22 protein-coding genes, 1 tRNA gene and 2 pseudogenes are annotated in these 22,691 nt (G+C 63.8%); 11 read left to right on the top strand and 14 right to left on the bottom strand.

Features of this window, described 5'->3' with window-relative positions; translation table 11 throughout:
• Positions 1-45: 45 nt before the first annotated feature.
• Positions 46-840 carry an SDR family oxidoreductase gene (locus X757_RS163535; RefSeq protein ID WP_023724910.1) on the top strand — a complete coding sequence of 265 codons (795 nt, stop codon included), beginning with the start codon at positions 46-48 and terminating at the stop codon, positions 838-840.
• Positions 841-1,020: 180 nt separating this feature from the next.
• On the opposite strand, the gene X757_RS163540 is transcribed toward X757_RS163535, so the two are convergent.
• Positions 1,021-1,620, bottom strand: coding sequence for a LysE family translocator (locus X757_RS163540; protein ID WP_023724909.1), 600 nt, complete (start codon positions 1,618-1,620; stop codon positions 1,021-1,023).
• A gap of 87 nt (positions 1,621-1,707) precedes the next feature.
• Here X757_RS163540 and X757_RS163545 point away from each other — a divergent pair, with 87 nt between their 5' ends.
• The gene (locus X757_RS163545) at positions 1,708-2,586 is read left to right on the top strand and encodes a LysR family transcriptional regulator (RefSeq protein WP_373432820.1); all 879 of its coding nucleotides are present in this window, start codon (positions 1,708-1,710) and stop codon (positions 2,584-2,586) included.
• 514 nt (positions 2,587-3,100) lie between these two features.
• Here the strand turns inward: X757_RS163545 and X757_RS1000000169630 are convergent.
• From X757_RS1000000169630 to X757_RS163555, 5 genes and pseudogenes are all read right to left on the bottom strand, one after another.
• Positions 3,101-3,376, bottom strand: a pseudogene (locus tag X757_RS1000000169630) (IS481 family transposase); the annotation flags it as partial.
• On the bottom strand, positions 3,336-3,572 hold the full coding sequence (locus tag X757_RS1000000169625; RefSeq protein ID WP_373432819.1) for a hypothetical protein: 237 nt from the start codon (positions 3,570-3,572) through the stop codon (positions 3,336-3,338). The pseudogene X757_RS1000000169630 and the gene X757_RS1000000169625, both read right to left, overlap by 41 nt.
• 178 nt (positions 3,573-3,750) lie before the next feature.
• Positions 3,751-4,059: pseudogene (locus tag X757_RS1000000169620) on the bottom strand (helix-turn-helix domain-containing protein); the annotation flags it as partial.
• A 233-nt stretch (positions 4,060-4,292) separates the two neighbouring features.
• On the bottom strand, positions 4,293-6,080 hold the full coding sequence (aspS, locus tag X757_RS163550) for an aspartate--tRNA ligase (protein WP_023724906.1): 1,788 nt from the start codon (positions 6,078-6,080) through the stop codon (positions 4,293-4,295).
• Between the two features lie 130 nt (positions 6,081-6,210).
• A complete protein-coding gene (locus tag X757_RS163555) occupies positions 6,211-6,969 on the bottom strand; it encodes a DeoR/GlpR family DNA-binding transcription regulator (RefSeq protein ID WP_023724905.1) in 759 nt (252 codons plus the stop codon).
• A 110-nt stretch (positions 6,970-7,079) separates the two neighbouring features.
• Between X757_RS163555 and X757_RS163560 the strand changes: the two genes are divergently transcribed.
• The 3 genes from X757_RS163560 (at position 7,080) to rnd (ending at position 10,870) form a co-directional block, all read left to right on the top strand.
• A complete protein-coding gene (locus tag X757_RS163560) occupies positions 7,080-8,285 on the top strand; it encodes an MFS transporter (protein WP_023715383.1) in 1,206 nt (401 codons plus the stop codon).
• Positions 8,286-8,389: 104 nt separating this feature from the next.
• Complete coding sequence (locus X757_RS163565) at positions 8,390-9,643, top strand: MFS transporter (protein WP_023724904.1); 1,254 nt, start codon at positions 8,390-8,392, stop codon at positions 9,641-9,643.
• A 75-nt stretch (positions 9,644-9,718) separates the two neighbouring features.
• Positions 9,719-10,870 carry a ribonuclease D gene (rnd, locus tag X757_RS163570; RefSeq protein ID WP_023708785.1) on the top strand — a complete coding sequence of 384 codons (1,152 nt, stop codon included), beginning with the start codon at positions 9,719-9,721 and terminating at the stop codon, positions 10,868-10,870.
• 63 nt (positions 10,871-10,933) lie between these two features.
• On the opposite strand, the gene X757_RS163575 is transcribed toward rnd, so the two are convergent.
• The 5 genes from X757_RS163575 to X757_RS163595 all read right to left on the bottom strand — a co-directional run bounded on the left by X757_RS163575 (position 10,934) and on the right by X757_RS163595 (position 14,307).
• Positions 10,934-11,353 (bottom strand): MAPEG family protein, encoded by a 420-nt coding sequence (locus X757_RS163575; RefSeq protein ID WP_023682427.1) that lies wholly within the window; start codon positions 11,351-11,353, stop codon positions 10,934-10,936.
• A gap of 22 nt (positions 11,354-11,375) precedes the next feature.
• A complete protein-coding gene (locus X757_RS163580; RefSeq protein ID WP_050593897.1) occupies positions 11,376-11,945 on the bottom strand; it encodes a hypothetical protein in 570 nt (189 codons plus the stop codon).
• Positions 11,946-11,964: 19 nt separating this feature from the next.
• Positions 11,965-13,467 (bottom strand): IMP dehydrogenase, encoded by a 1,503-nt coding sequence (gene guaB / locus X757_RS163585; RefSeq protein ID WP_023673034.1) that lies wholly within the window; start codon positions 13,465-13,467, stop codon positions 11,965-11,967.
• A 142-nt stretch (positions 13,468-13,609) separates the two neighbouring features.
• Positions 13,610-14,065, bottom strand: coding sequence for a PIN domain-containing protein (locus X757_RS163590; RefSeq protein WP_023673035.1), 456 nt, complete (start codon positions 14,063-14,065; stop codon positions 13,610-13,612).
• Positions 14,062-14,307: a type II toxin-antitoxin system Phd/YefM family antitoxin gene (locus X757_RS163595; protein ID WP_023673036.1), complete on the bottom strand. Its 246-nt coding sequence runs from the start codon at positions 14,305-14,307 to the stop codon at positions 14,062-14,064. The genes X757_RS163590 and X757_RS163595 overlap by 4 nt, the downstream gene beginning before the upstream one ends.
• Before the next feature lie 243 nt (positions 14,308-14,550).
• On the opposite strand from X757_RS163595, the gene X757_RS163600 reads away from it, so the two are divergent.
• A complete protein-coding gene (locus tag X757_RS163600; RefSeq protein WP_023689532.1) occupies positions 14,551-15,972 on the top strand; it encodes an MFS transporter in 1,422 nt (473 codons plus the stop codon).
• Positions 15,973-16,195: 223 nt separating this feature from the next.
• On the opposite strand, the gene X757_RS163605 is transcribed toward X757_RS163600, so the two are convergent.
• Positions 16,196-16,906: an RlmE family RNA methyltransferase gene (locus tag X757_RS163605; protein WP_023700576.1), complete on the bottom strand. Its 711-nt coding sequence runs from the start codon at positions 16,904-16,906 to the stop codon at positions 16,196-16,198.
• Between the two features lie 247 nt (positions 16,907-17,153).
• Positions 17,154-18,497 carry a Ppx/GppA phosphatase family protein gene (locus X757_RS163610; RefSeq protein WP_023724902.1) on the bottom strand — a complete coding sequence of 448 codons (1,344 nt, stop codon included), beginning with the start codon at positions 18,495-18,497 and terminating at the stop codon, positions 17,154-17,156.
• 348 nt (positions 18,498-18,845) lie between these two features.
• On the opposite strand from X757_RS163610, the gene X757_RS163615 reads away from it, so the two are divergent.
• The 4 genes from X757_RS163615 to X757_RS0133030 all read left to right on the top strand — a co-directional run bounded on the left by X757_RS163615 (position 18,846) and on the right by X757_RS0133030 (position 20,969).
• Entirely contained in the window at positions 18,846-19,793 is a 948-nt protein-coding gene (locus tag X757_RS163615; protein ID WP_023724901.1) for a lysylphosphatidylglycerol synthase domain-containing protein, read from the top strand.
• Between the two features lie 147 nt (positions 19,794-19,940).
• Positions 19,941-20,014: transfer RNA gene (locus tag X757_RS163620), tRNA-Gln, on the top strand.
• A gap of 9 nt (positions 20,015-20,023) precedes the next feature.
• Complete coding sequence (locus X757_RS0133035; RefSeq protein ID WP_031250962.1) at positions 20,024-20,650, top strand: hypothetical protein; 627 nt, start codon at positions 20,024-20,026, stop codon at positions 20,648-20,650.
• Between the two features lie 106 nt (positions 20,651-20,756).
• On the top strand, positions 20,757-20,969 hold the full coding sequence (locus tag X757_RS0133030) for a hypothetical protein (RefSeq protein ID WP_031199619.1): 213 nt from the start codon (positions 20,757-20,759) through the stop codon (positions 20,967-20,969).
• Positions 20,970-21,235: 266 nt separating this feature from the next.
• Here X757_RS0133030 and X757_RS0133025 read toward each other — a convergent pair whose 3' ends face one another.
• Positions 21,236-21,469 (bottom strand): hypothetical protein, encoded by a 234-nt coding sequence (locus X757_RS0133025; RefSeq protein ID WP_031250961.1) that lies wholly within the window; start codon positions 21,467-21,469, stop codon positions 21,236-21,238.
• 210 nt (positions 21,470-21,679) lie between these two features.
• Here X757_RS0133025 and X757_RS163625 point away from each other — a divergent pair, with 210 nt between their 5' ends.
• Positions 21,680-22,183 (top strand): hypothetical protein, encoded by a 504-nt coding sequence (locus X757_RS163625; RefSeq protein ID WP_023724899.1) that lies wholly within the window; start codon positions 21,680-21,682, stop codon positions 22,181-22,183.
• Positions 22,184-22,691: the final 508 nt, after the last annotated feature.

The raw sequence follows: 22,691 nt of genomic DNA, 5'->3' as shown, positions 1-22,691 counted from the left end.
GGGTTCATCGACCTGTCTCGCCGGGCAGAAAAAAGGAACAGGACAATGAGTGGACAGGACAACAAGGGTACCGCAGTCGTCACCGGCGCATCGGCCGGCATCGGCGCGGTCTATGCCGACCGGCTGGCCGGGCAAGGCTACGATCTGGTGCTGGTAGCGCGGCGCGCCGACCGGCTGGAGGAACTGGCTGAAAAGCTGCGATATGCTTACAAGCGCAAGGTCAGCGTGATATCAGCCGATCTTGCCGACGACAATGATGTGCGCCGCGTCGAGCAGGCGATCGCAGCCGACGACAGCGTCACGCTGCTGGTCAACAATGCCGGCATTGGTGGCCAGGCCGTGGTGGCAACTGCCGACGCCGACGAGGCCGAGCGCATGATCAAGGTCAACGTCATCGCCTTGACCCGCCTGACCCGCGCCGTTCTGCCGGGGCTTCTTGCGCGCAACCGCGGCGCCATCGTCAACATCGCCTCCGTGCTCGCCTATGATACCTCGTTCGGCGGCATCTACAGCGGCACCAAGGCCTATGTCGTCAACTTCACCGAGGCCCTGCACCGCGAAGTCGCCGGCACCAATGTGAAGGTGCAGGCGGTGCTGCCGGGCGCGACCCGCACCGATTTCTGGGAGCTCGCCGGTGGCGATATCGACAATCTGCCGAAGGAGATCATCATGTCCGCCGATGATATGGTCGATGCCGCGCTTGTGGGCCTATCCAGGGACGAAGCCGTCACCGTGCCGGCACTTGCCGACACAGCCAAGCTGGACACGTTCCTCGGCGCAAGGCAAGTCTTCTACGGCAGCCTGCACGCCGACAAGCCGGCTGCCCGCTACGCGGCCTGAGAGTAGCTGGTTCGCTTCGCGAACCAGGACCCCCACGCCGCTCACTTCGTTCGCGACCCTCCCCACAAGGGACCCACAAGGGGGAGGGTAAAGTGCGCGCTCCCTACCTCCCCCTTGTGGGCCCCTTGTGGGGAGGTCGGACCGCAGGTCCGGGTGCGGTACTGGCGCCGACCTCTGCGTTTACGCTCCCCGCCACATCGGAATGATCGACGCAGCCAGCACCAGCGCCAGCACGATGTTGAGCGCGCGCCATTGCCATTCGGTCTTGAGCAGCCGTGCCAGCACCATGCCCGCCACGCACCAGATCGACAGCGAGATGGCTGCGGTGAAGCCGAAGGTCGAGCCGAGCAGCAGCGCGAGTTGTCCCGGACCGTCGGCAAGGGCTGCGAACGAGGCCGCCGCACCCAGTCCCATCGCCCAGCCCTTCGGGTTCATCCATTGAATGCCGGCGCCGCCCAAGAAGCTGTTGGGTTTTGCCATCGCCACATCGAGATCAGGCGGCCCGGCGCGGCCGATCTTGATTGCCAGCCAGAGGAGATAGAGCGAGCCGATGATTTTCATCGCCAGTTGCAGCGACGGCATGGCCAGCAGCAGACCGGCGAGCCCGGCGGCGGCAACACCGGTCACGGTGGCGAGGCCGGCGGCGCTGCCGACCAATAGGGGAACGGAACGGCGAAAACCGAACTGCGCACCTGAAGCAGTCGACAGGGTGGTGGCGATGCCGGGCGTGACGGTGGCCACGAAGGCAAACAGGATGAGCGGGAAGATGGGCTGCAACATGAGGCGTCCTCCATCGAAGGCCCTACGGTAGACTTCTGTATACTTCAGTAAATGCAATGTTTGCGATGGTTGGCATTAGCAGATATAATGCCAACCATGATCCGCAACCTCGACACAGCGCTGATCCGCACCTTCGTCACTGTCGCCGACAAGGCCAGCATGACGGCGGCGGCGAACGCGCTGCATCTGACGCAAGGCGCCGTCAGCCAGCAGATCAAAAGGCTGGAGGAGGCGCTGGGCTGTAGCCTGTTCGAGCGCGACCGGCGTGGCTTGCGGCTGACGCGGCCCGGCGAGCGGCTGTTCGGCAAGGGCAAACGGTTGCTTGGCCTCAATGACGAGATCTGGGCCGAGATGGCGGGCACCGAGGCCGCCGGCCAGGTGCGGCTCGGTGTTCCCTATGACCTTGTCGGCACCTTGCTGGCGCCGGTGCTGAAGGCCTATGCCGAGACCTATCCGCAGGTTGAGATTTCGCTGCTCTGTGCGGCTTCGCCGGACCTTGCCGCGGCTCTTGCGGCCGGCACCATCGACCTTGCCGTCATCGAGGAACCGGTCGGCCCGTCCGCCGGTGAGTGCCTGGCCATTGACCGGCTGGTCTGGGTGGGGGCCAAGGGCGGCGTCGCCCGCGCCAAGCGGCCGCTGCCGGTGTCGATCGTCGCCGACACCTGCGCCTTCCGCCCGGTGGTGCTGTCGGCGCTGAACGAGCACGGGCTGGAATGGCGCACCGTGTTCGAGAACGGCAACATCGACGCCACGACCGCGACGGTGCGCTCCGACCTTGCCGTCACCGCCTGGCTGGCCTCCACCGTTCCCGCCGACCTCGACATCCTGCCTTTCGATGCCGGGCTGCCGCCGCTGCCGAATTTTTCCATCAATCTGCATTTGCCGAAGTACGGCACGGCGCCGGCAGCGCAGGAGTTCGCGCGGTATATCCGGGGTGGGTTGGCACGGCGGGCTGTGGCGGCTTGACAGAACTTGCATTGTCCAGCCGATAGATGGGTAACACTTTGAACCGGATACATAGGTGACACTTCTCTCCCCCTATGCGTCCGCCGCAGCGCCAAGCGGATTGGTTGGCGCGGCGCTGCGGCGGATAAGCTTCATGTGCCGTGTGTCGATGATGCCGAGCGGGTGGGCATGGAATGAGAGTGTCCATTGTCCGTCTTCGGTCTCCAACGCAGCGACCGGTTCGCCCGCCAGCGCTTGCGAGACATATATGAAGCCGCCATTCCATCGGATCTCGCCATTGTGGCGCACGCGGCGGACCGAGGCCTCGGCCGGNCGCTTGCGAGACATATATGAAGCCGCCATTCCATCGGATCTCGCCATTGTGGCGCACGCGGCGGACCGAGGCCTCGGCCGGATAGACGGGCTCGGGTGGTGTCCTGGGCATGGCGCGCTGTGAGGACCGGTAGTGCTGGGCGGGCGTATCCATGCCCAGCGCCTCATGGGGACGTTCCTCATTGTAGCTGTGGCGGAAGGTCTCGAAGGCCTGGCCCTGTGCCGTTCGGTCGGCTTCCGGTGCCTCGGCCATCGGCAGCATGGTCAGGTGAAAGCGCTCGTGACGTCCGTTCTGCTGTGGCCTGCCGGGTGCGATCCGCTCCAAGGTGATGCCGAGCTTGATGAAGCGCACGACAAGCGGCGTCAGCCCGGTGACGCCGGCCGATGCGAAGGGCGGGCCATTGTCGCTTCTGAAGCGATCCGGCAGGCCATGCTCTTCAAACAGCCGNGACGCCGGCCGATGCGAAGGGCGGGCCATTGTCGCTTCTGAAGCGATCCGGCAGGCCATGCTCTTCAAACAGCCGCTCAAACACCGGCCAGGCTTCGCTATCGGCCGTCGACCCCGTCGCTTCGAGCGCCAGAAGATAGCGGCTCGACGCATCCATCACCGTCAAGGGTTCGCAACGCCAGCCGTCGCGGGTCCGGAACCAGCCCTTGTGATCGCCAGTCCACACCGCGTTCGGTTCTTGCGGCTGTGGCCAGGGTCCATTGCCGCAGGCCCGCAGGCGGGGTCGCTTGCGGGCGCGGACAAGCCCATGCCGCGCAAGGATCGCGCCGACCGTCGAGGCTGAAGGCCACATGAACTCGGGAGCCGTGCGNGCGGACAAGCCCATGCCGCGCAAGGATCGCGCCGACCGTCGAGGCTGAAGGCCACATGAACTCGGGAGCCGTGCGCCTGAGCCGTGCCACGATCTTCTTTGGACCCCAAAGCGGATGCAGCTCCTTGGCCGCCACAATCCGCTCAACCAGATCCTGAGCTGTCGCCCGGCCATGATTGAGCGGGGCTCGCGGCAGGTCGTGCAAACCCTCAGGCCCAAACGTCCGATAGCGTCCTAGCCATTTGTACCCGTTCTTGCGTGAGATCCCGTAGGCCGCACAAAGCGCAACCATCGTCTCATCCCCAGAAAGACACTCCACAACAAACCGTAGCCGCTCGTCCATGATGCCAGTCTCTCGCCAAACCATAGCCGGTCCTCCGGCGGACAAGAAAACTGTCACCCATGCTATCGGTCCATTCTGTTACCTATCTATCCGGTTCGGACANCGGTCCTCCGGCGGACAAGAAAACTGTCACCCATGCTATCGGTCCATTCTGTTACCTATCTATCCGGTTCGGACACCGGCACCTTCTCCCCGTATAGAGACGGGGAGAAAGGGCAGCTGCAACGCTGCCGTCAGTCCTTCTTCACTGCCGCGACACGCAGCGACAGATCACGCAACTGCTGCGGCGAGGCTTCCGAAGGCGCGTTCATCAACAAATCGTAGGCCTGCTGGTTCATCGGGAACATGGTGATCTCGCGCAGGTTCTTGGCCCCGACCAGCAGCATGACCACGCGGTCGACACCGGCCGCCATGCCGCCATGCGGCGGCGCGCCATACTGGAAGGCGCGATAGAGGCCGCCGAAGCGCTCCTCGACCGTGGCGCGGTCCAGCCCGACCGTCTCAAACGCCTTGACCATGGTCTCGGGCAAATGGTTGCGGATACCGCCAGAGGCGATCTCGAAGCCGTTGCAGACCATGTCGTACTGGAAGGCCTTGATGCCGAGCAGGTCGTCGCCGTTGAGCGCGTCGATACCGCCTTGCGGCATCGAGAACGGGTTGTGGGCGAAGTCGATCTTCTTCTCCTCCTCGCTCCATTCGAAGAACGGGAAGTCGACGATCCAGCACAATTCGAAGCGCTCGCGGTCGACAAGGTTCAGTTCTTCGCCGGCACGCGTACGCGCGGCACCGGCGAAGGTAACGAACTTCTTCGGATCGCCGGCGACGAAGAAGGCGGCGTCGCCATCGGCAAGGCCGAGCTGCTGGCGGATCGCCTCGGTGCGCTCCTCGCCGATGTTCTTGGCCAGCGGACCGGCGCCTTCAAGCTTGTCGCATTCCTTGCGCCAGAAGATGTAACCCAGTCCCGGCTGGCCCTCGCCCTGCGCCCACGAGTTCATGCGGTCGCAGAAGGCGCGGCTGCCGCCGGTCTTGGCCGGAATGCCCCACACTTCGGCCTTCGGATCGTTGGCCAGGATGTTGGCGAAGACCTTGAAGCCGGAATCGCGAAAATGGTCGGAGACGGCCTGCATCTCGATCGGGTTGCGCAGGTCCGGCTTGTCGGAGCCATATTTGCGCATCGCGACATCGTAAGGAATGCGCTGGAATGTCTGCGTCACCGGCTTGCCGTTGGCGAAGGTCTCGAAGACGCCGCGCATCACCGGTTCCATGGTCGACAGCACGTCGTCCTGCTCGACGAAGCTCATTTCGAGGTCGAGCTGGTAGAATTCGCCGGGCAGACGGTCGGCGCGCGGGTCCTCGTCGCGGAAGCAGGGCGCGATCTGGAAATAGCGGTCGAAGCCCGAAACCATGATCAGCTGCTTGTACTGCTGCGGCGCCTGCGGCAGCGCGTAGAAGGTGCCGGGATGGATCCGCGACGGCACCAGGAAGTCGCGCGCGCCTTCCGGCGACGAGGCCGTCAGGATCGGCGTCGAGAATTCGGTGAAGCCGACATCGGTCATGCGCTTGCGCATCTCGGCGATGATTTTCGTGCGCGCCACGATGTTCCTGTGCAGCGTCTCGCGGCGCAGGTCGAGAAAACGGTACTTCAGGCGGATGTCTTCGGGATAGTCGGGCTCGCCGAACACCGGCAGCGGCAATTCCTTGGCTGCCGACAGCACCTCGATCTCGTGGGCAAAGATCTCGATCTCGCCGGTCGGCAGGTTGGCGTTGGTGGTGTCCGGCAGGCGCGCCTTGACCTCGCCGTCGACGCGGATCACCCATTCGCCACGCAGCGTCTCGGCCACCTTGAAGGCGGGCGAATCCGGATCGGCGACGATCTGGGTCAGGCCGTAATGGTCGCGCAGATCGATGAACAGCAGGCCGCCATGGTCGCGCACGCGATGCACCCAGCCCGACAGGCGAACCGAAGAGCCGACATCGCTCTTTCTCAACTGGGCACAGGTGTGGCTGCGGTAACGATGCATTGTCATGTCAAAAGTCCGGGGTGCTGGGTTGTGGGCCGAGCGTCAAAGCCCGGTCCAAAATTTGCGCGAAAAGCGCATGGGAGGCCTGATTTGTCAAGGCAAGTCGGGTGATCCGGCGCAGGCCCATTGTTCAAGCGAAGTGGATTTCGGCGCCCTGACGCTCGAAGTCGGCGAGGATCGCGGCCGGCGCGGTCTTTTCGACCACGAGATGGCGGATCGCCTCTGGCCTGGCGACCCGGTAGGGTGCGGCTGTGGCCAGCTTGTCGTTGGTTACAGCGATGACGATGCCTGCGCTGTTCTTGGCCATGGCCCGCTTTACCTCGGCCTCAGCCGAATCGAAGGCCGTGACGCCGCGCGACGCATCGAGGCCGCAGGAGCCGAGAACAAACAGATCCGCGCCAAGTTGCGCGACGGCGGCAAGCGTGTCGGCGCCGACGCAGGCGCCGAGGTGGCGGTCGAACCGGCCGCCCAGCACAATCAGTTCGACCAAAGCGTGGTCTGACAGGACAGAGGCGATTTCGAGGGAATTGGTGGCGACGGTCAGTTCGAGGTCGCGCGAAATGGCCCCGGCGATCGCGGCATTGGTCGAGCCGCTGTCGATGAACAGGGTCTGTCCGCCCGAAAGCAATGCCACGGTCGCGCGGGCCAGCCGCGTCTTTTCTTCGACCGCATGGCCGGCGCGCAGGCCGACTGGTGTCGATGCGAAGGGTGCGGGCGCGACCGCACCGCCATAGACGCGGCGGCATTGCCCGGCCTTGGCGAGTTCCCTGAGGTCGCGGCGAACCGTGTCCTCCGAAACGCCGAAGCGGCTTGCCAGCTCGCCGGCCAGCACCCTTCCCTCGACGGCGAGGCGATCGCGAATGATTTGATGCCGCTCATCGGTCAGCATTGCATGATCCTGTTTTTTCATGCACGTTCTTGCACGATTTGCATGTTTGTGCAAGATGTAAGCATATCAATCAGTGACAACCGTCGACTCTCTTCCCCGAAAGCATCGTCATGACCTTTGGCCTCCGCCTCGCTCCGCAACACCGGGTCTACGCCGGCTTTGCGATCTATTCGTTCGCCATGGGCCAAATCTTCCCGCGGCTGCCCGACATCAAGCACGCCATGGGCATCGGGGACGGCACGCTCGGGCTAAGCCTGATCGGGACGCCAATCGGCACCTTGACCGCGCTGACGCTGGCGGCGCCGATCCTAGAGCGCGTCGGCTTCCGCCGCGCGCTGCTCGGGCTGGTGCCGCTCTTGTCGGTTGTCTTTGCCATTGCCGTGCATGCGCCTGGGCCGCTTGCGCTGTTCCTGATGCTGTTTCCGGTCGGCCTGATGATCGGCAGCGTCGAGATCATTCTCAATGTCGAGGCCGACAGAACCGAATTCCTGCTCAAGCGCCGGATCATGAACCGGGCGCATTCGTTCTGGAGCATCGGCTTTTTCGGCGCCGGCCTGTTCGGCGCCGCGCTTGCGCATCTCGGCATTTCGCCGCAACTGCACCTGGCGATTGTCGTACCGATGGTGGCGACAGGAATCGCGCTGTTTCTCGGCGGTTACGAACCGGCGCCGAGCCGCTTCGCCGGCAATGATGAGACGGCGCCAACGCTGGCGCGGCCGACGCTGCCGATCCTCGTCCTCGTCGCGGTGACACTGTCGGCGATGCTGATGGAAGGCGCCAGCATCGACTGGTCGGCAATCTACATGCGCACCGTATTCGATGCGGGCCCTTTCGTCGCCGGCTTCACCGTGGCGCTGTTTGCATTCTCGCAAGCGAGCACGCGCTTCTTTGCCGACTCCTTTGTCGACCGCCACTCGCCGAGCGTCGTGGCGCGGGTGCTGCTGGCGACGATGGCGGTCGGCGTGCTGCTCGTCTTCTTCTCGCCTGCCCCGCTCGTATCGATGCTGGGCTTTGCGCTACTTGGCATCGGCAGCAGCGCGATCTTTCCGCTGGCGATCTCGGCGGCGGCCCAACGCACGGACCGCTCCGCGGCAATCAATGTCGCGGCGCTGTCGCAGATCTCCTTCGTCGCCTTCCTGCTCGGCCCGCCATTGCTCGGCTTCGTCTCCGACCATTGGGGCATTCGCTCGGCCTTCGGTATCGGCATCCCCTTCATCATCCTCAGCCTGCTGACTGCCGGCTCGCTTGGCCGAAGGGCGTCCCGGGGCAAGCCTGCGCCGGCGAGCGAAGCTTTGGCGAGGGCCGACGGAGCTTGAACGGCCGCACTTGAAGCCACACACCTGTTGGCGGCGGGACAAGCCACTGGCATTGGCCACACCGATGGTTCAGAACTGTGGAGCCACCTAAGCAACGGTTCCGTATGTCCTCCATCCGCCCGCTGATCCCGCTCCTCATCGCCGCCGGCATCCTGCTTGGCGGCAACGGGCTGCAGGGCACGCTGATCGCGTTGCGCGGCGCGCAGGAAGGGTTTTCGGCCTCCGACATCGGCCTGATGGGCACGTTCTATTTCGCCGGCTTCCTGCTTGGTTGCCTCGCAGTCACCCGCATCCTCAAGGCAGTCGGCCATGTCCGGACGTTTTCAGCGCTCGCCGCCATCGCCGCGGCCAGTACTCTGCTCCTGGTGCTGATCATCGATCCGGTGATGTGGTGCGCGGTGCGCTTTGCCGGCGGTTTCTGCTTTGCCGGCCTGTTCACCGTCATGGAAGCCTGGCTGAACTCCGGCGTCGAAAACAAGGATCGTGCGCGCGTGCTGGCCATCTACCGCATGGTCGATATCGGCTCGGTGACCGGCGCGCAGTTCCTGATCCCGATCTTCGGCCCCGGCGGCTTTGCCATCTTCGCCATCATGTCGATGATGATCACGCTGTCGCTGGTTCCGGTGTCGCTCGGCGACCGCTCCAACCCGACGCCGCCGGAAGACGTCAAGCTCGATCTCGCCCGCGTCTGGCGGATTTCGCCGCTCGGCTGCTTCGGCTGCATCTGCGTCGGCGTCACCAACAGCGCGTTCCGCACGCTGTCGCCGGTCTATGCCGAGCAGATCGGCATGTCGGTGGCCGATGTCGTCACCTTCGTCAGCGTCGGCATCTTCGGCGGCGCCCTCATCCAGTATCCGCTGGGCTACCTCTCCGACCGCTGGGATCGGCGCGCGGTGCTTCTGGCCACGACATGCGGCGCCATGTTCGCGGCGCTGGCGCTGGTCTTCGTCGCCGGCGCCGATCCGACCCTCAATTTGATCATCGTCTTCATCTTCGGCAGCTTCGCCATGCCGCTCTATTCGCTGTCGGCGGCGCATTCCAACGACCGCGCCGACAAGGGCGAGTTCGTGCTGATCAATGCCGCCTTGATGCTGTTCTATTCCTTCGGCGCCATCGGTGGCCCCTTCGCGGCCTCGACGGCCATGCAATATTTCGGACCGGGCGCCCTGTTTGTCTTCAGCGCAGTCGTCTACGCCACCCTCATCGCCGTCATTCTCTACCGCATGCAGGTGCGCGGCAGCGTGCCGGCGGGCAAGCGCAGCCGCTTCACGGCGCTGCTGCGCACATCAACCGTCTTCNCCGTCTTCGCGCGGCTGGCGCGCAGGAATGGCGATTCCGACGGATCGGCGGATACTTGACCGGAGGGCGGCTTGACGAAAGCGCCCATGGCTGAAATTGAAAGAGAACCTTACCCGTTAATAAAAAGCGATTTGATGCACGTCATCACCACCCAAAATGAGCTCGAGTCCGTTCTCGCCGCTTTTGAAAAGTCGGATTTCGTCACCGTCGACACCGAATTCATCCGCGAAACGACATTCTGGCCGATTCTGTGCCTGATCCAGATGGCGGCGCCCGGCGTCACCGCGCTGATCGACCCGCTGGCGCCCGACATCAACCTCGCCCCGTTCTTCCGGCTGATGGCCAATGAGGCGGTGGTCAAGGTTTTCCATGCCGCGCGCCAGGACATTGAAATCATCGTCCATCTCGGCGATCTGGTGCCCCATCCGGTGTTCGACACCCAGGTCGCGGCCATGGTCTGCGGCTTCGGCGACAGCGTCTCCTACGATCAGCTGGTGCAGCGCATCACCGGCGCACGGCTCGACAAATCCTCGCGTTTCACCGACTGGCGCCACCGGCCGCTGTCGGACAAGCAACTCGACTATGCGCTGGCCGACGTCACCCATCTGATCGACGTCTACAAGCATCTCAGCGCCGAACTGGAGCGGGAAAACCGCGCCCATTGGCTAAACGAGGAAATGGAGGTGCTGACTTCGCGCGAGACCTACGATCCGCACCCCGAAGACGCTTGGAAGCGGCTGAAGATGCGGCTGCGCAAGCCGCAGGAGCTGGCGATCGTGCAGACGGTGGCGGCATGGCGCGAACGCGAGGCGCGCGAGCGTGACGTGCCGCGCGGCCGGGTGCTCAAGGACGACGCCATATACGAGGTCGCCCAGCAGGCGCCGCGCGATGCGGCAGCGTTGGGCAAGCTGCGCACGACGCCGAAAGGCTGGGAGCGTTCGTCGACGGCTACCGCATTGCTCGGCGCGGTCAACACGGCGCTCGCTTTGCCCCGCGAAGAGATGCCGAAGCTGCCCAAGAGCTTTCAGCCGCCCGAAGGCTCCAATGCCGCCTCCGAGCTGTTGAAAGTGCTGTTGAGGATCGTCGCCGAGAAGGAAGGCGTCGCCTCGAAAGTGCTTGCGTCCAGCGACGACATCGACCGCATTGCCGCCGAAGGCGAAGCCGCAGACGTGCCGGCGCTGCAGGGATGGCGGCGTACAGTGTTCGGCGAAGCCGCACTGAAGCTGGTGCGCGGCGAAATCGGCATCAAGTTCGACAAGCGCAAGATCGCGGTGTTCGATTTGTAGACCCCCATCCCGCTCCGCTGCGCGGAGCGACCCTCCCCACAAGGGGGAGGGTAAACAACTGCCCTACACCGCTCCGAGCAGGTGTAGCGCGAACCAGATCCATGCCAGCAAGAGAATGATCGCGCCGACGTAGAAGGCGCGGCTGCGAAACCGCAGATTGTTGCTGGTGAGGTGGACCCAGGCGTGGCCATAGCGGGAAATCACGAAAATCCACATCAAGGCCAGGGTCAGATAATTGACGCCATTGGTCGCGTGCAGCGCCAGGCACAGCACATAGAACAGCACCGGCAGTTCAAACTGGTTGATGAGATTGTTGGCAACCGTGACGCTCGACCCGGGCTCGGTCGTGCGCACCTTGTATTGACCGACCTTGGCCTCGCCCGATTTGACCGCGCCGTAGCGGCGCCGGCCCATCACGACATAGACGATATAGACGAGGAACACCTGCGCCAGCATCGGCCAGAAAATCGCGGTCTGGCTCATGGCGTTGCCCCTGCTCTGTCGTTCATGCCTGTGGAAGCCGCTGGGCGGCAAGGATCAAAAACGCGATGACGATGACGGGGATCGCCAGCAGCGCGAATTTGGTGACGATCAGCGACGAGGCGAAAGACAGAGAATCCGGGTTGGCCGAAAGCGCATCGGACAGAAGCCGCGCCACCGCAATGTTCTGGGCGTAGTCGGCGCACGTGTAGGGCAGCACGATGACCAGCGCGAACAGTGCCTGAAGCTGCACCGGCATGGCACGAAAACTCTTCAGCCGCCGCCCGGTTGCCAGGATCAAGCTGACCATGGTCAGCGACAGCAGCGCCGGGAAGAGAAGGTCGAAAGTCAAATAGTGCCAGACCAGGATGATCTCGCTGCCGCGCCGGCCGAGTGCCGTCAGCCAGGCCATGCCCTCGTCGGGCGTGAACCCGCCAAGGCGCACGTCGAGCGACGGCAGGCCACCGCTCAGCCGGCGGAAATAGAAGAATTCCAGCAGCGTCATGATGATGAAAACCGCCGCGGCGGCAAAGCACAGCGCGCCGGCATGGCGCGCCAGCCGCAGCACGATCGTCGCCTGGTGGCGCCAGAGCATGTACCGCTCTGGCTGCCGGTCAGGCTCCGCCAGGATAGTTCGGGCTTTCGCGGGTAATCGTGACGTCATGGGCGTGGCTTTCACGAAGTCCGGCGTTGGATATGCGCACAAAGGTGGCGCGTTCGCGAAAATCGGCAAGGTCGCGGCCACCGACATAACCCATAGCGGCTTTTAGCCCGCCCGCAAGCTGGTGCAGCACGCCAGACACAGGTCCCTTGTAGGGCACCTGCCCTTCAATGCCTTCCGGGACCAGTTTCAGCGTGTCGCGAACCTCGGCCTGGAAGTAGCGATCGGCCGAGCCGCGCGCCATGGCGCCGACAGAGCCCATGCCGCGATAGGCCTTGAAGGAGCGGCCCTGATGCAGATAGACCTCGCCCGGGCTTTCATCGGTGCCGGCCAGCAGCGAACCGATCATGGCCGCACTGGCGCCGGCGGCAAGCGCCTTGGCCAGGTCACCCGAATATTTGATGCCGCCGTCGGCGACGACCGACACGCCTGATCTATGCGCCGTCTCGACCGCCGACATGATCGCCGAAAGCTGCGGCACGCCGACGCCGGCGACGATGCGCGTGGTGCAGATCGAGCCCGGGCCGATGCCGACCTTGACGGCATCGGCCCCGGCGTCGATCAGCGCCTGCGTGCCTTCGGCGGTGGCCACGTTGCCGGCCAGGATGCGGACGGAATTGGAAAGCTTCTTGGCCCGCGTCACCGCATCGAGCACGCGCTGCGAATGGCCATGCGCGGTGTCGATGACCAGGAGGTCGACACCGGCATCGATCAACCGCTCGGCGCGCTCGAAGCCGTCATCGCCGACGCTGGTGGCTGCCGCCGCCCGCAGGCGCCCCTGCGCATCCTTGGTGGCGTGCGGGTTGAGCTGCGACTTCTCGATGTCCTTGACGGTGATCAGGCCGACGCAATTGCCGGACTTGTCCACGACGACGAGCTTTTCGATGCGGTGCTGATGCAGCAGCCGCTTGGCCTCGTCCTGGTCGACATTCTCCTTGACCGTGATCAGGTTCTCACGGGTCATCAATTCGTAGACTTTCTGCCCCGGATCGGAGGCGAAGCGCACGTCGCGGTTGGTCAGGATGCCGACGAGGCGGCCGATCTTCTGGCCGCCGGTGCCGCCATTCTCGACCACCGGAATGCCCGAGATGGAATAGGTGCGCATCAGCGCCAGCGCGTCGGCCAGGGTGGCGTCGGGGCCGATGGTGACCGGATTGATGACCATGCCCGATTCGAACTTCTTGACCTGACGCACCTGCTCGGCCTGTTCGGCCGGCGAGAAATTGCGGTGGATGACGCCGATGCCGCCGGCCTGCGCCATGGCGATGGCAAGCCTCGCCTCGGTGACGGTGTCCATGGCGGCCGACAGGATCGGCACGTTGAGGTCGATGTCGGTGGCGATGCGGGTGCGGATGTCGGTCTCACCGGGCATGACCTCGGAATGACCGGGCTGCAACAGCACGTCGTCAAAGGTCAGCGCCAGCGCGCCGGTGGACGTTTCGATGATTTTTGCCATGGCCAGTCCTCGGATACGAAAAGCGCCGGGAGAATACAAAAAAGCGCTGGACCGAAATGGACAGCGCCGACTCGTTTCTTCCCTTTCAGGATTGGCGCTGGCTGGTAACACGTCGCGGCGTGGTTGAAAAGCCGGTCGTGGCCTATTCGGCGGACTTGCCCAACAGGGCATCGAGCAAGACATGGCGCGGTGACGCGAAAGGATTGACGACCGTTACGCCGCCCCAGGTGAAGCCGTCCTGCAGATCTTCCGACAGCAGCAGCCGGCAACCGGTTTGCGAGGCAACAGACAGGATGGTCGCATCCCAGATGCCGAAATGGTGATCGGTCGCAAGATCAGCCGCGACCGTCATCACCTCCGGCGTCGTGCCGACAACCGGAAACGCGTCGCGCCAGCTCAACAGGGCGTCGCGCGCTTGTGCACGTGATCGTCCGGCCTTGCGTGTGAGAACGGTGAACAATTCGCCGAGCACTTGGACTGGAATGACGGCTGCCTCTTGCGCAATGTCGTGCAGCAGGCCGAAAACGATGTCGCGCTTCTCGGCTCCGTTGATCCCCTCGGCATAAACAAGGATGTTGGTATCGAGCGCGACCTTCACCGCTCGTCCTCGTAAAGCTCGTCGCGGCTCCAGCGCCCGGCTTCTACAACAGGCTGGCGTTCGAGGCGCGACAGCAGCGCTGTGCGCGAACGAGACGCCGCAGGGTCGGGCTGCCCTGCAGGCACGATCCGCGCCACGGGGCGCCCATGGCTGGTCACGACATAGCTCTGTCCTTCGCGGACACCGCGCAGGAGGAGCGAGAATTTGCGGTTGGCGTCGGCTGCGGAAACGGCTTCTTCCATGGCATTGTCCATATAGTAGTTATATTCACTACAGCATAGTGAACCCGGTCAATTTTCGCAAGTTCATTCAATGTGGCGAAACGCAGCGACGCCTCTTGTCCGCCCACGGTCGCACAAAAGTGACAGCAAATTAATGCGACATCGCGCCTGAGGCGTGATAACCGCCCGTTTGTATCGGCTTGCCCGCCTTTTCATTGTTTGGATTGGCCGGCAGGCACATTTAGACCAGTTCGGACGCGTTCGTTGAACCGCATCATTCCGCTCATTCTGGCGGTCGCCTTGTTCATGGAAAACATGGATTCGACCGTCATCGCGACATCGCTGCCGGCGATTGCCGTCGACATCCACACCAGCCCGATCGCGCTCAAGCTGGCGCTGACCGCCTATCTGGTGGCGCTGGCGATCTTCATTCCGATCAGCGGCTGGATGGCCGACCGGTTCGGCGCCAAGACCATTTTTCGCGCCGCGATCGGCGTCTTCATCGTCGGCTCGGTCTGCTGCGCCATCTCCAATTCACTGCCGGCCTTTGTCGTCTCGCGCTTCCTGCAAGGCATAGGCGGCGCCATGATGACGCCGGTCGGCCGGCTGGTCCTGGTGCGCGCGACGCCGAAGAGCGAGCTGGTCGCGGCCATGTCGTGGCTGACTGTGCCGGCGCTGGTCGGCCCGCTTGTGGGACCACCGATCGGCGGCTTCATCACCACCTATTTCACCTGGCATTGGATCTTTCTGATCAACGTGCCGATCGGCCTGATCGGCATCTGGCTGGCGACGCGCTTCCTGCCGCAAACCGACTCGATGGAGACGCCGCCGCTCGATTTCGTCGGTTTCGTACTGAGCGGGCTGGCGGCCTCCGGCGTCATCTTCGGCCTGTCGGTGGTCAGCCTGCCCTATCTGCCGCCGGCGACCGGCCTCATCACCGTGGCGGTCGGGCTGATTTCCGGCGTGCTCTATCTCCTGCATGCGCGGCGCGCCAAGAACCCGCTGCTGGCGCTGGAACTGTTCCGCAACCCGGTGTTCCGCTCCTCGGTGCTCGGCGGCTCGCTGTTTCGCATCGGCATCGGGGCGGTGCCGTTCCTGTTGCCCCTCATGTTCCAGATCGGCTTCGGGCTGACGCCGTTCCAGTCGGGCATGATCACCTTCGTCTCGGCTATCGGCGCCATCGGCATGAAATTCGTTACCGCGCTGATCTTCCGGCTTGCGGGGTTCCGCCGGGTGCTGATCTGGGGCTCGCTGATCGCCGCGGCATCGATCGCCATATACGGCCTGTTCACGCCGGAGACGCCTTACGCGCTGATGCTGGCGATATTGCTGGTCGGCGGCTTCATCCGCTCGATGTTCTTCACCGGCGTCAACGCGCTCTCCTATGCCGAGGTGACGGCTGAAGACACCAGCAAGGCAACGCCGATCACGGCGGTGTTCCAGCAACTGTCGATCGCGCTCGGCGTGGCGCTGGCCGGCGGCATCCTGGAAGTCTCGACCTCGATCCATGGCGGACCGCTGGCGCTCGGCGATTTCCACATCGCCTTCTTCATCGTGGCGGCGGTGTCGGCGGCAGCGTCCGTGTCATTCATGCGGCTGGCGCCGGATGCCGGCAATGCCGTGTCGGGACATGGCCGGCTGACGACGCCGAAGACGCTGGAGCCGGTGAGCACGGCTGGGAAGTAAGGGGCGGCGCGACGAAAATCGTCGACGTCGGCGATCCTTCACACCCCCCCTCTGGCCTGCCGGCCATCTCCCCCGCAAGGGGGGAGATCGGATATCACGCGGCTTTCGCCAATCTTGCAACTTTGAAGGAACGGCGAGGCGGGGGCGGTCGCAACTGCCAATCTCCCGCCTTGCGGGGGAGATGTCCGGCAGGACAGAGGGACGGAACGCTACGAAGCGTCTTTCACGCCGTGCCGTCTCTGCCCTTAAAATCCTTCGCCAGCAGATACAACTCCACCGACTCATCGCGCGACGCCGGCGGCTTGACGTGATGCACTGAGCGGAAGTTCTTCTTGAGCATCGACAGCAGCTCGTTCTCCGCGCCGCCCTGAAACGTCTTGGCCAGAAAGTGCCCGCCCGGCTTCAGCACCGACAGCGCGAAATCGGCGGCCACTTCGCACAGATGCATGGTGCGGATGTGGTCGGTTCGCTTGTGGCCGGTGGTCGGCGCCGCCATGTCGGACAGCACGACATCGGGGTCGCCGCCCAGCGCTTCGGCGAGCTTTTGCGGCGCCTCGGGGTTAAGGAAGTCCATCAGCAGCACCGGCGCGCCGGGCACGGCGGGCATTTCGAGATAGTCGATGCCGATGACATGCGGATTTTCTGCCGTCGACTTGGTCCTCGCGGCCGCCACCTGGCACCAGCCGCCGGGGGCCGCACCGAGGTCGATGACCTTCATGCCGGGTTTCAGCAGATGATGCTTGTCGTCGATCTCGATCAGCTTGTAAGCCGCGCGCGAGCGATAGCCATCGGCCTTGGAGCGCTGAACGTAGGGATCGTTGATGTGGCGTTGCAGCCAGCGGCGCGACGATTCTTTCAGGCCCGACTTCTTCTTGATCCGCGTTTTGAGGACACGAATGCTGGCGGAGCCCGGCTTTTCCGGCTTCTTGGTCATGACTTTTTTTCTTGTTTGAGTTTTTGCACTCGCCGAGTTGCCGCCGTTTTTCGGCGGCTTCGCGTTTCGCGAAGGGCTTCCCCCACTCCGTCGCCGCTTCGCGGCGCCACCTCTCCCCCCTCCGGAGGGAGAGGAAAGGCGCTGGTCTGCATAAGTTCGCGCCCTTCCTCTACCCCGTCGATCGGGGGAGAGGTGTCGAGCGAAGCTCGACGGAGTGGGGGTCGACCGTTCACCAAAGCAATGCGGATCATGCTCGGCCCCGCCCACTGTTGCGCCAGACGCCGTCATCGGCCATCAGCTCGCTCAAAATGCCTTCGCGTAAGCCCCGGTCGGCGACGCGCAGCCGCTCCGACGGCCACACCGCACGGATGGCTTCCAGGATAGCACAGCCGGCCAGCACCAGGTCGGCACGGTCGGCGCCGATGCAAGGGTTAGCGCAGCGCTGCTGGAAATCCCAGCCGACCAGTTTTTCGACCATGCGGTCGACGCTGTCGCGGTCCATCCACAGCCCATCGACGCGGCGGCGGTCGTAGCGTTCGAGATCGAGATGGACGCCGGCCAGCGTCGTCACCGTGCCGGATGTGCCCAGCAGATGGAATTTCGGACTGGCCAGCACATGGCTCAGCCGGTCGCGGCCGTCGAAGGCTTTCAGCCGCACCGCGACGTCGTCGACCATGGCGGCAAAGATCTCGCGCGTCACCGTGCGGCCGCCAAAGCGTTCGGCCAGAGAGACGACGCCGACCGGCAGCGAGGTCCACGACACGATGTGGTTGGCCAGCCGCGGCGAGCGCTGGCCGGTGAGGTCGATCAGCGCGATTTCGGACGAGCCACCGCCAATGTCGAACAGCACCACGCCTTGCGTGTCGCGCTCGACCAGCGAGCCGCAGCCGGATACAGCAAGCCGCGCCTCGGTTTGGCGATCGATGATTTCCAACTTCAACCCCGCCTCTCGTTCGACGCGCTGCAGGAATTCGACGCCATTATCGGCGGTGCGGCAAGCCTCGGTGGCGATCAGCCGGGCTTTCCTGATCTTGCGGTTGCGCAATTTGTCGCCGCAGATTTTCAGCGCCTCGACGGCGCGGTCCATCGCCGCCTGGCTAAGGTGCCCATTGGCGGTCAGCCCCTCGCCCAGCCTGACGATGCGCGAGAAGGCGTCGATGACGCGGAACTGGCCATGGCGTTGCGGCACCGCGACCAGCAGCCGGCAATTGTTGGTGCCGAGATCGAGCGCGGCAAACACCGGCAGTTCCTGCATCGGCGGCCGATGCATGGGCTGTTCCGGTCGGGGTTGTGGGGCCGAGGGCAAAGGCACCGGCGCTGGAGCGGCCGGGCCGACGGCGGCCGGCGCACCGACCGCTGCGGCCGTTGCGAGAGGGCTGTCGTCGCGCGCAAAAACCTTGCGCCCACGCCGGCGCTTGCGCCGCTTTCTCGCCTTGCCGCGCTGATGCTGGGCGTCGCCGGCCTGTCCGTTGCCGGACTGGGGCCCCGCCTGGCGGGGCCGCCCGGCGGATGGGCTTGGCCCGCCTGACGGCGGCGAAGCCCTGGACACGCCCACTTCCGGCGCGCCAGCGCCGGTGTCGTGGTCTTCCACTTCAGTTCCTTCCGGCGCCGCGCGAACCGGAAAACCGGACGCAGCAGGCGCTTCAATCTTTTAAGTTGCCGCCAGAGTAGCAGCGCCGGACCGGATCACCAAGAGCAAGGGCTCAATTTTTGCCGGCTGCGTCCTGCCAGATCCCCGCTGCTTTGCAGCGTCCCGGCGTTCGCTAGCCTTTCATCTTGCCACTGGCACGGCGAATTCGCCGTTGGCGAACCGGCTGCTCACCCTTGCCGGTTGAATAGCCGGCTTCAATGAGGCATTTCTGAAATGAGGGGGAATTGTGAATCGCGGACGTTTTAACGCCCGCCTGGGCGATGGGCAGCAACACATGACGACAACTGCATGAATTGGGGGGCCACGAATTGGAAGCGCTATCTGTGGCCGGTCATCGGTGTCGCGGCGGTCATCGGGTCGCTGTTGTTGCTGTGGCATGAACTGCGCGGCATCTCGATCGACGATGTCTGGGACGGCATATCCGCCATCCCGACGCGCGGTTGGATGCTTGCGGCACTGAGCTCGGTGGTCGCCTATGCCTCGCTCGCAGGCTACGACCACATCGCGCTCTTGCATATCGGCAGACGAGTGTCGTGGCTGTTCGTCACCTTCTGCTCCTTCACCACCTACGCGCTGTCGCACAATATCGGCGGCTCGGTGTTTTCGGGCGCCGTGATCCGCTACCGCGCCTACGGCACCAGGGGGCTGACCGGCCAGGATGTCGGCATTCTGGTGGCGATCTGCTGGATCACCTTCGTGCTCTCCAGCATTCTGGTCGGCGGCCTGGTGCTGGTTTTCGAGCCTGCAATCATCGACCGCTTTTCCGGCGCCCCGCACCACGGCCTGGCGATCGCCGCCGGCATCGCTTTGCTGATCCTGGTCGGCACCTACATCTTCGGCAGCTGGCTGCATCTGAAGCCGCTGAAAATCGCCGGCTTCCAGTTGCACTACCCGGCGCTGCCGATCGTGGCGCGGCAATTGCTGATCGGCCCGATCGAGCTTCTGGCGGCGGCGGCGATCATCTTCTTTGCCCTGCCCGTTGCCGGCAATCCCGGCTATTTCGTCATCCTCGGCGTGTTCCTGGTGTCGTTCTCGGTTGCGCAGATCTCGCACGCGCCGGGCGGGCTCGGCGTGTTCGAGGTCGTGTTCCTCGCCGGACTGTCTGATATGGACCCGGTCGGCGTGCTGGCGGCACTTCTGGTGTTCCGGCTGTTCTACCTGATCATCCCGCTGCTGATCGCGCTCGGCGTGGTGCTGTTCTTCGAGCATTCGCAATACAGCCGGACAGAGAGCTGAGGATCATTGGGTGCGGCGCGCCACCCGGGCGTAATTGCCCCTATGAAACGCTGTGATTGAAACGCAGCTTAGGCTTGACTATTTTCCGGCGGCGGCTACAAGGCACGCGCGGCTGCTTCGGCGGCCCACCAGCGCGACAGCGCCTGCTGGGGAATAGGTTAACGGTAGACCCACGGACTCTGACTCCGTTAGTCCTGGTTCGAATCCAGGTTCCCCAGCCAAGGCACGTCATGCCCACTGACAGCCAGTACATCCTCGAAAGCATCCGCCAAGGATGCGTGGAGTTGTCCGACGACGAGTTCGTCATCGACAGGCTGGTCAAATATGTCGGCAATGGCAGGATCCGCTGGCATGTCGAATTGCGTAGGCACCGCATCGAACTGACGACCGGCCAGATCAAGAAGCAGCCGACCTTTCGCAGGAAAATCCTCGAACAGGCTGGCGTGCTGCCGCCGCAGCGTACCGGGGCCGACTACCGGCGATGGGCTCTCGATCTGAGGCGGAACGCCATCGAGCTTCCCTGGCGGGACAGGCCGGTCGATGCCGGTTTTGCCATCGACAGGCTGACCAGCCACGGCGATGGGCGCTGGACGGTGGAATACCAGGGCAAGGCGATAAAATTCACGACGACCAAACTGCGCAGGCAGCTCAGCTTCCGTAAACGCATGCTGGCCAAAGCCAAGGTGCTGCCGCCCGAACTGGCCCCAGCCGCTTATCGAAAGTGGATGGACTGGCTTATTCAAAACGCCACTGAGGCGGCACCACAGGCCGGCGAAATCTTGATGACGGAGAAAAGCTGGCTGGACGACCTGCCGGAGCTGGCCGGCTGGCAAGATGAGGCGCCGCCCGAGAATTGATTGGGTTCCAATGATGTCATGCGCCGCTGGCGTGCGATCCGTTCGACGCTGTTGGGCACTTCACGTAAACAAGCTAAGATCGGTCCCGGCAGGGAGGACTTATGCAATGGCCGAACGAGAGGACAGAGATATCAGGGAATCGCGCCGCATCCTCCGGGACATCAAGCAACAGAACGGCCCGGCAGGCTTTAGTCGTCTCCCTTACGAGGACCGGTTGCTTAGCCTGAGCGAGAAATATCCTGATCAGATCGTACGGTATTGGCCAGTTGGCCTTATCGTTGTCTTTGGACTCCTCGCCCTGTTGATCTATTTCGCCTAGCGCAGTGGGCATTGCCCTCGGTGCGCTTTGACGAGGTTCCTCGGCATCCCAACGCGGATCTATCCGCATTTTAACTAATGTAGACAATCCTCACGGAGAACGTTCTCCCGGCTGGTGAGCAGTGTGGAATGGACTAACCTTGTGGATGAGGATGAGCTTCCGGCACCCAGCCGATCAGGCCGCTGGCGCACAATAGCTTTGGCGGCACTCCAAATCGTCCCACCGGTCATTTCGGTGGGATGCGCCATCATGGCCGGCTATTTCACCTATGTGGCTTCAAACAACAAGCCGCCCGCGGACATGGCCGCTTTGGCCGTGTCGATCATGAATCCGGCGATGCCTCTCCGGAACTGCGCGATTGGGCAGCGGACGTTCTGGGGATACAGACCGATATCGGAATGCCTGCCAAAACTGCCCAGCAATAATCGCCTACCCGCCTCATATTCCTCCGGCGGGAATTTGGTCGCCGCCCAAATCAGCGGCCGGCGCCGCTCATTCAAGAGATGGCCTGAGGAGGCGCCGGCCAGGCGGGCATTGGGGTACCCGCCGACGCTACATTAGCATTCACGCATAGATTTGGTATGGCGCGAACGCGGAAGGCCGGCTGCCTTCACAGCAGCATTACCGCAATTTTTCCCAAGACCAGGAACCCGCAACGGTGCAAGGGTTGGAACGCCCAGCGTTTCGGCGCGGCTTGCCTGGAGACAATCATGGCGACGTTTCTTACCGCTCTCGCATCCAAAGGTCCGCCAGCCGACCGGGCGAAAGACATGGACCTGTATGGATGGTTGATCGGCAGTTGGGACATGGAGACGCTCCACCACCGCAACGACGGCACAATTCAGAAATGGGATGGCGAGTGTCACTTTGGTTGGGTGCTCGAAGGCCGCGCCATTCAGGACATCTGGATCAGGCCCAGGCGCCCTGCCCCGTCCACCATGTATGGCACGACCTTGCGCGTCTTCGATCCCGGGATCGGTGGCTGGCACATTATCTGGAGCGATCCGCTCAACCAGGATTACTCGCGCCAGATCGGGCGGGCCGAAGGCAAGGACATCGTCCAGATGGGCGCCGACTCGCGCGGCCTGCAGGCGCGGTGGCGGTTCACCGAGATCACCGCCGACAGCTTTCACTGGATCGGCGAGGAGAGACGCGCGGAGAGCGACCCCTGGCGCGTGACCTATGAACATTTCGCCCGCCGGGCGGGTTTCTGAAGCACGCCTGCGCGTTCCGCCCTCGTGCCCTTGCGCAACGCTCGATCATTTTCCCAACCGGCGCGATAACCCTCGTCCCGGTCGACGCCCCCGGCGAGAGCACGAAGGCGGTGGTCCCGCCGCCTGCCCCGCCCGCGAAAGGCAACAGCGCGCATACCGGCGTTTGAGCGAAAGACGGAAGCTTACTCCGCCGCTTTCGTAGCCTGCGATGCCCCTGATCGAGAGGAAATCCTCGAGCCTGTATCCGGCGTATTCGGCCGTTGCCGGATTGCTTTGCGCCGCCCGACCGGCAGCCTGCGCCAGCCGGGATGGTTGATGCAGACATTGTGGTGCGCATGGCGGGCGAGGTACGACCATAGATTAGCGATAGCTCAATTAACACCAAACGAGTATCTCAAAACCCGCCGGTACAAGCGCGCCCAAGAACCTTCATATGTACTGAGCGCGAACAGAGGCTAGACAAGCGAAGATTCCAATAGCATTGTTGGCACTGGGACGGGGCTCGACC

The organism is Mesorhizobium sp. LSHC412B00, from assembly GCF_000503035.1.
Classification (GTDB): Bacteria; Pseudomonadota; Alphaproteobacteria; order Rhizobiales; family Rhizobiaceae; genus Mesorhizobium.
This window is presented reverse-complemented; position numbering and strand designations above follow the sequence as displayed.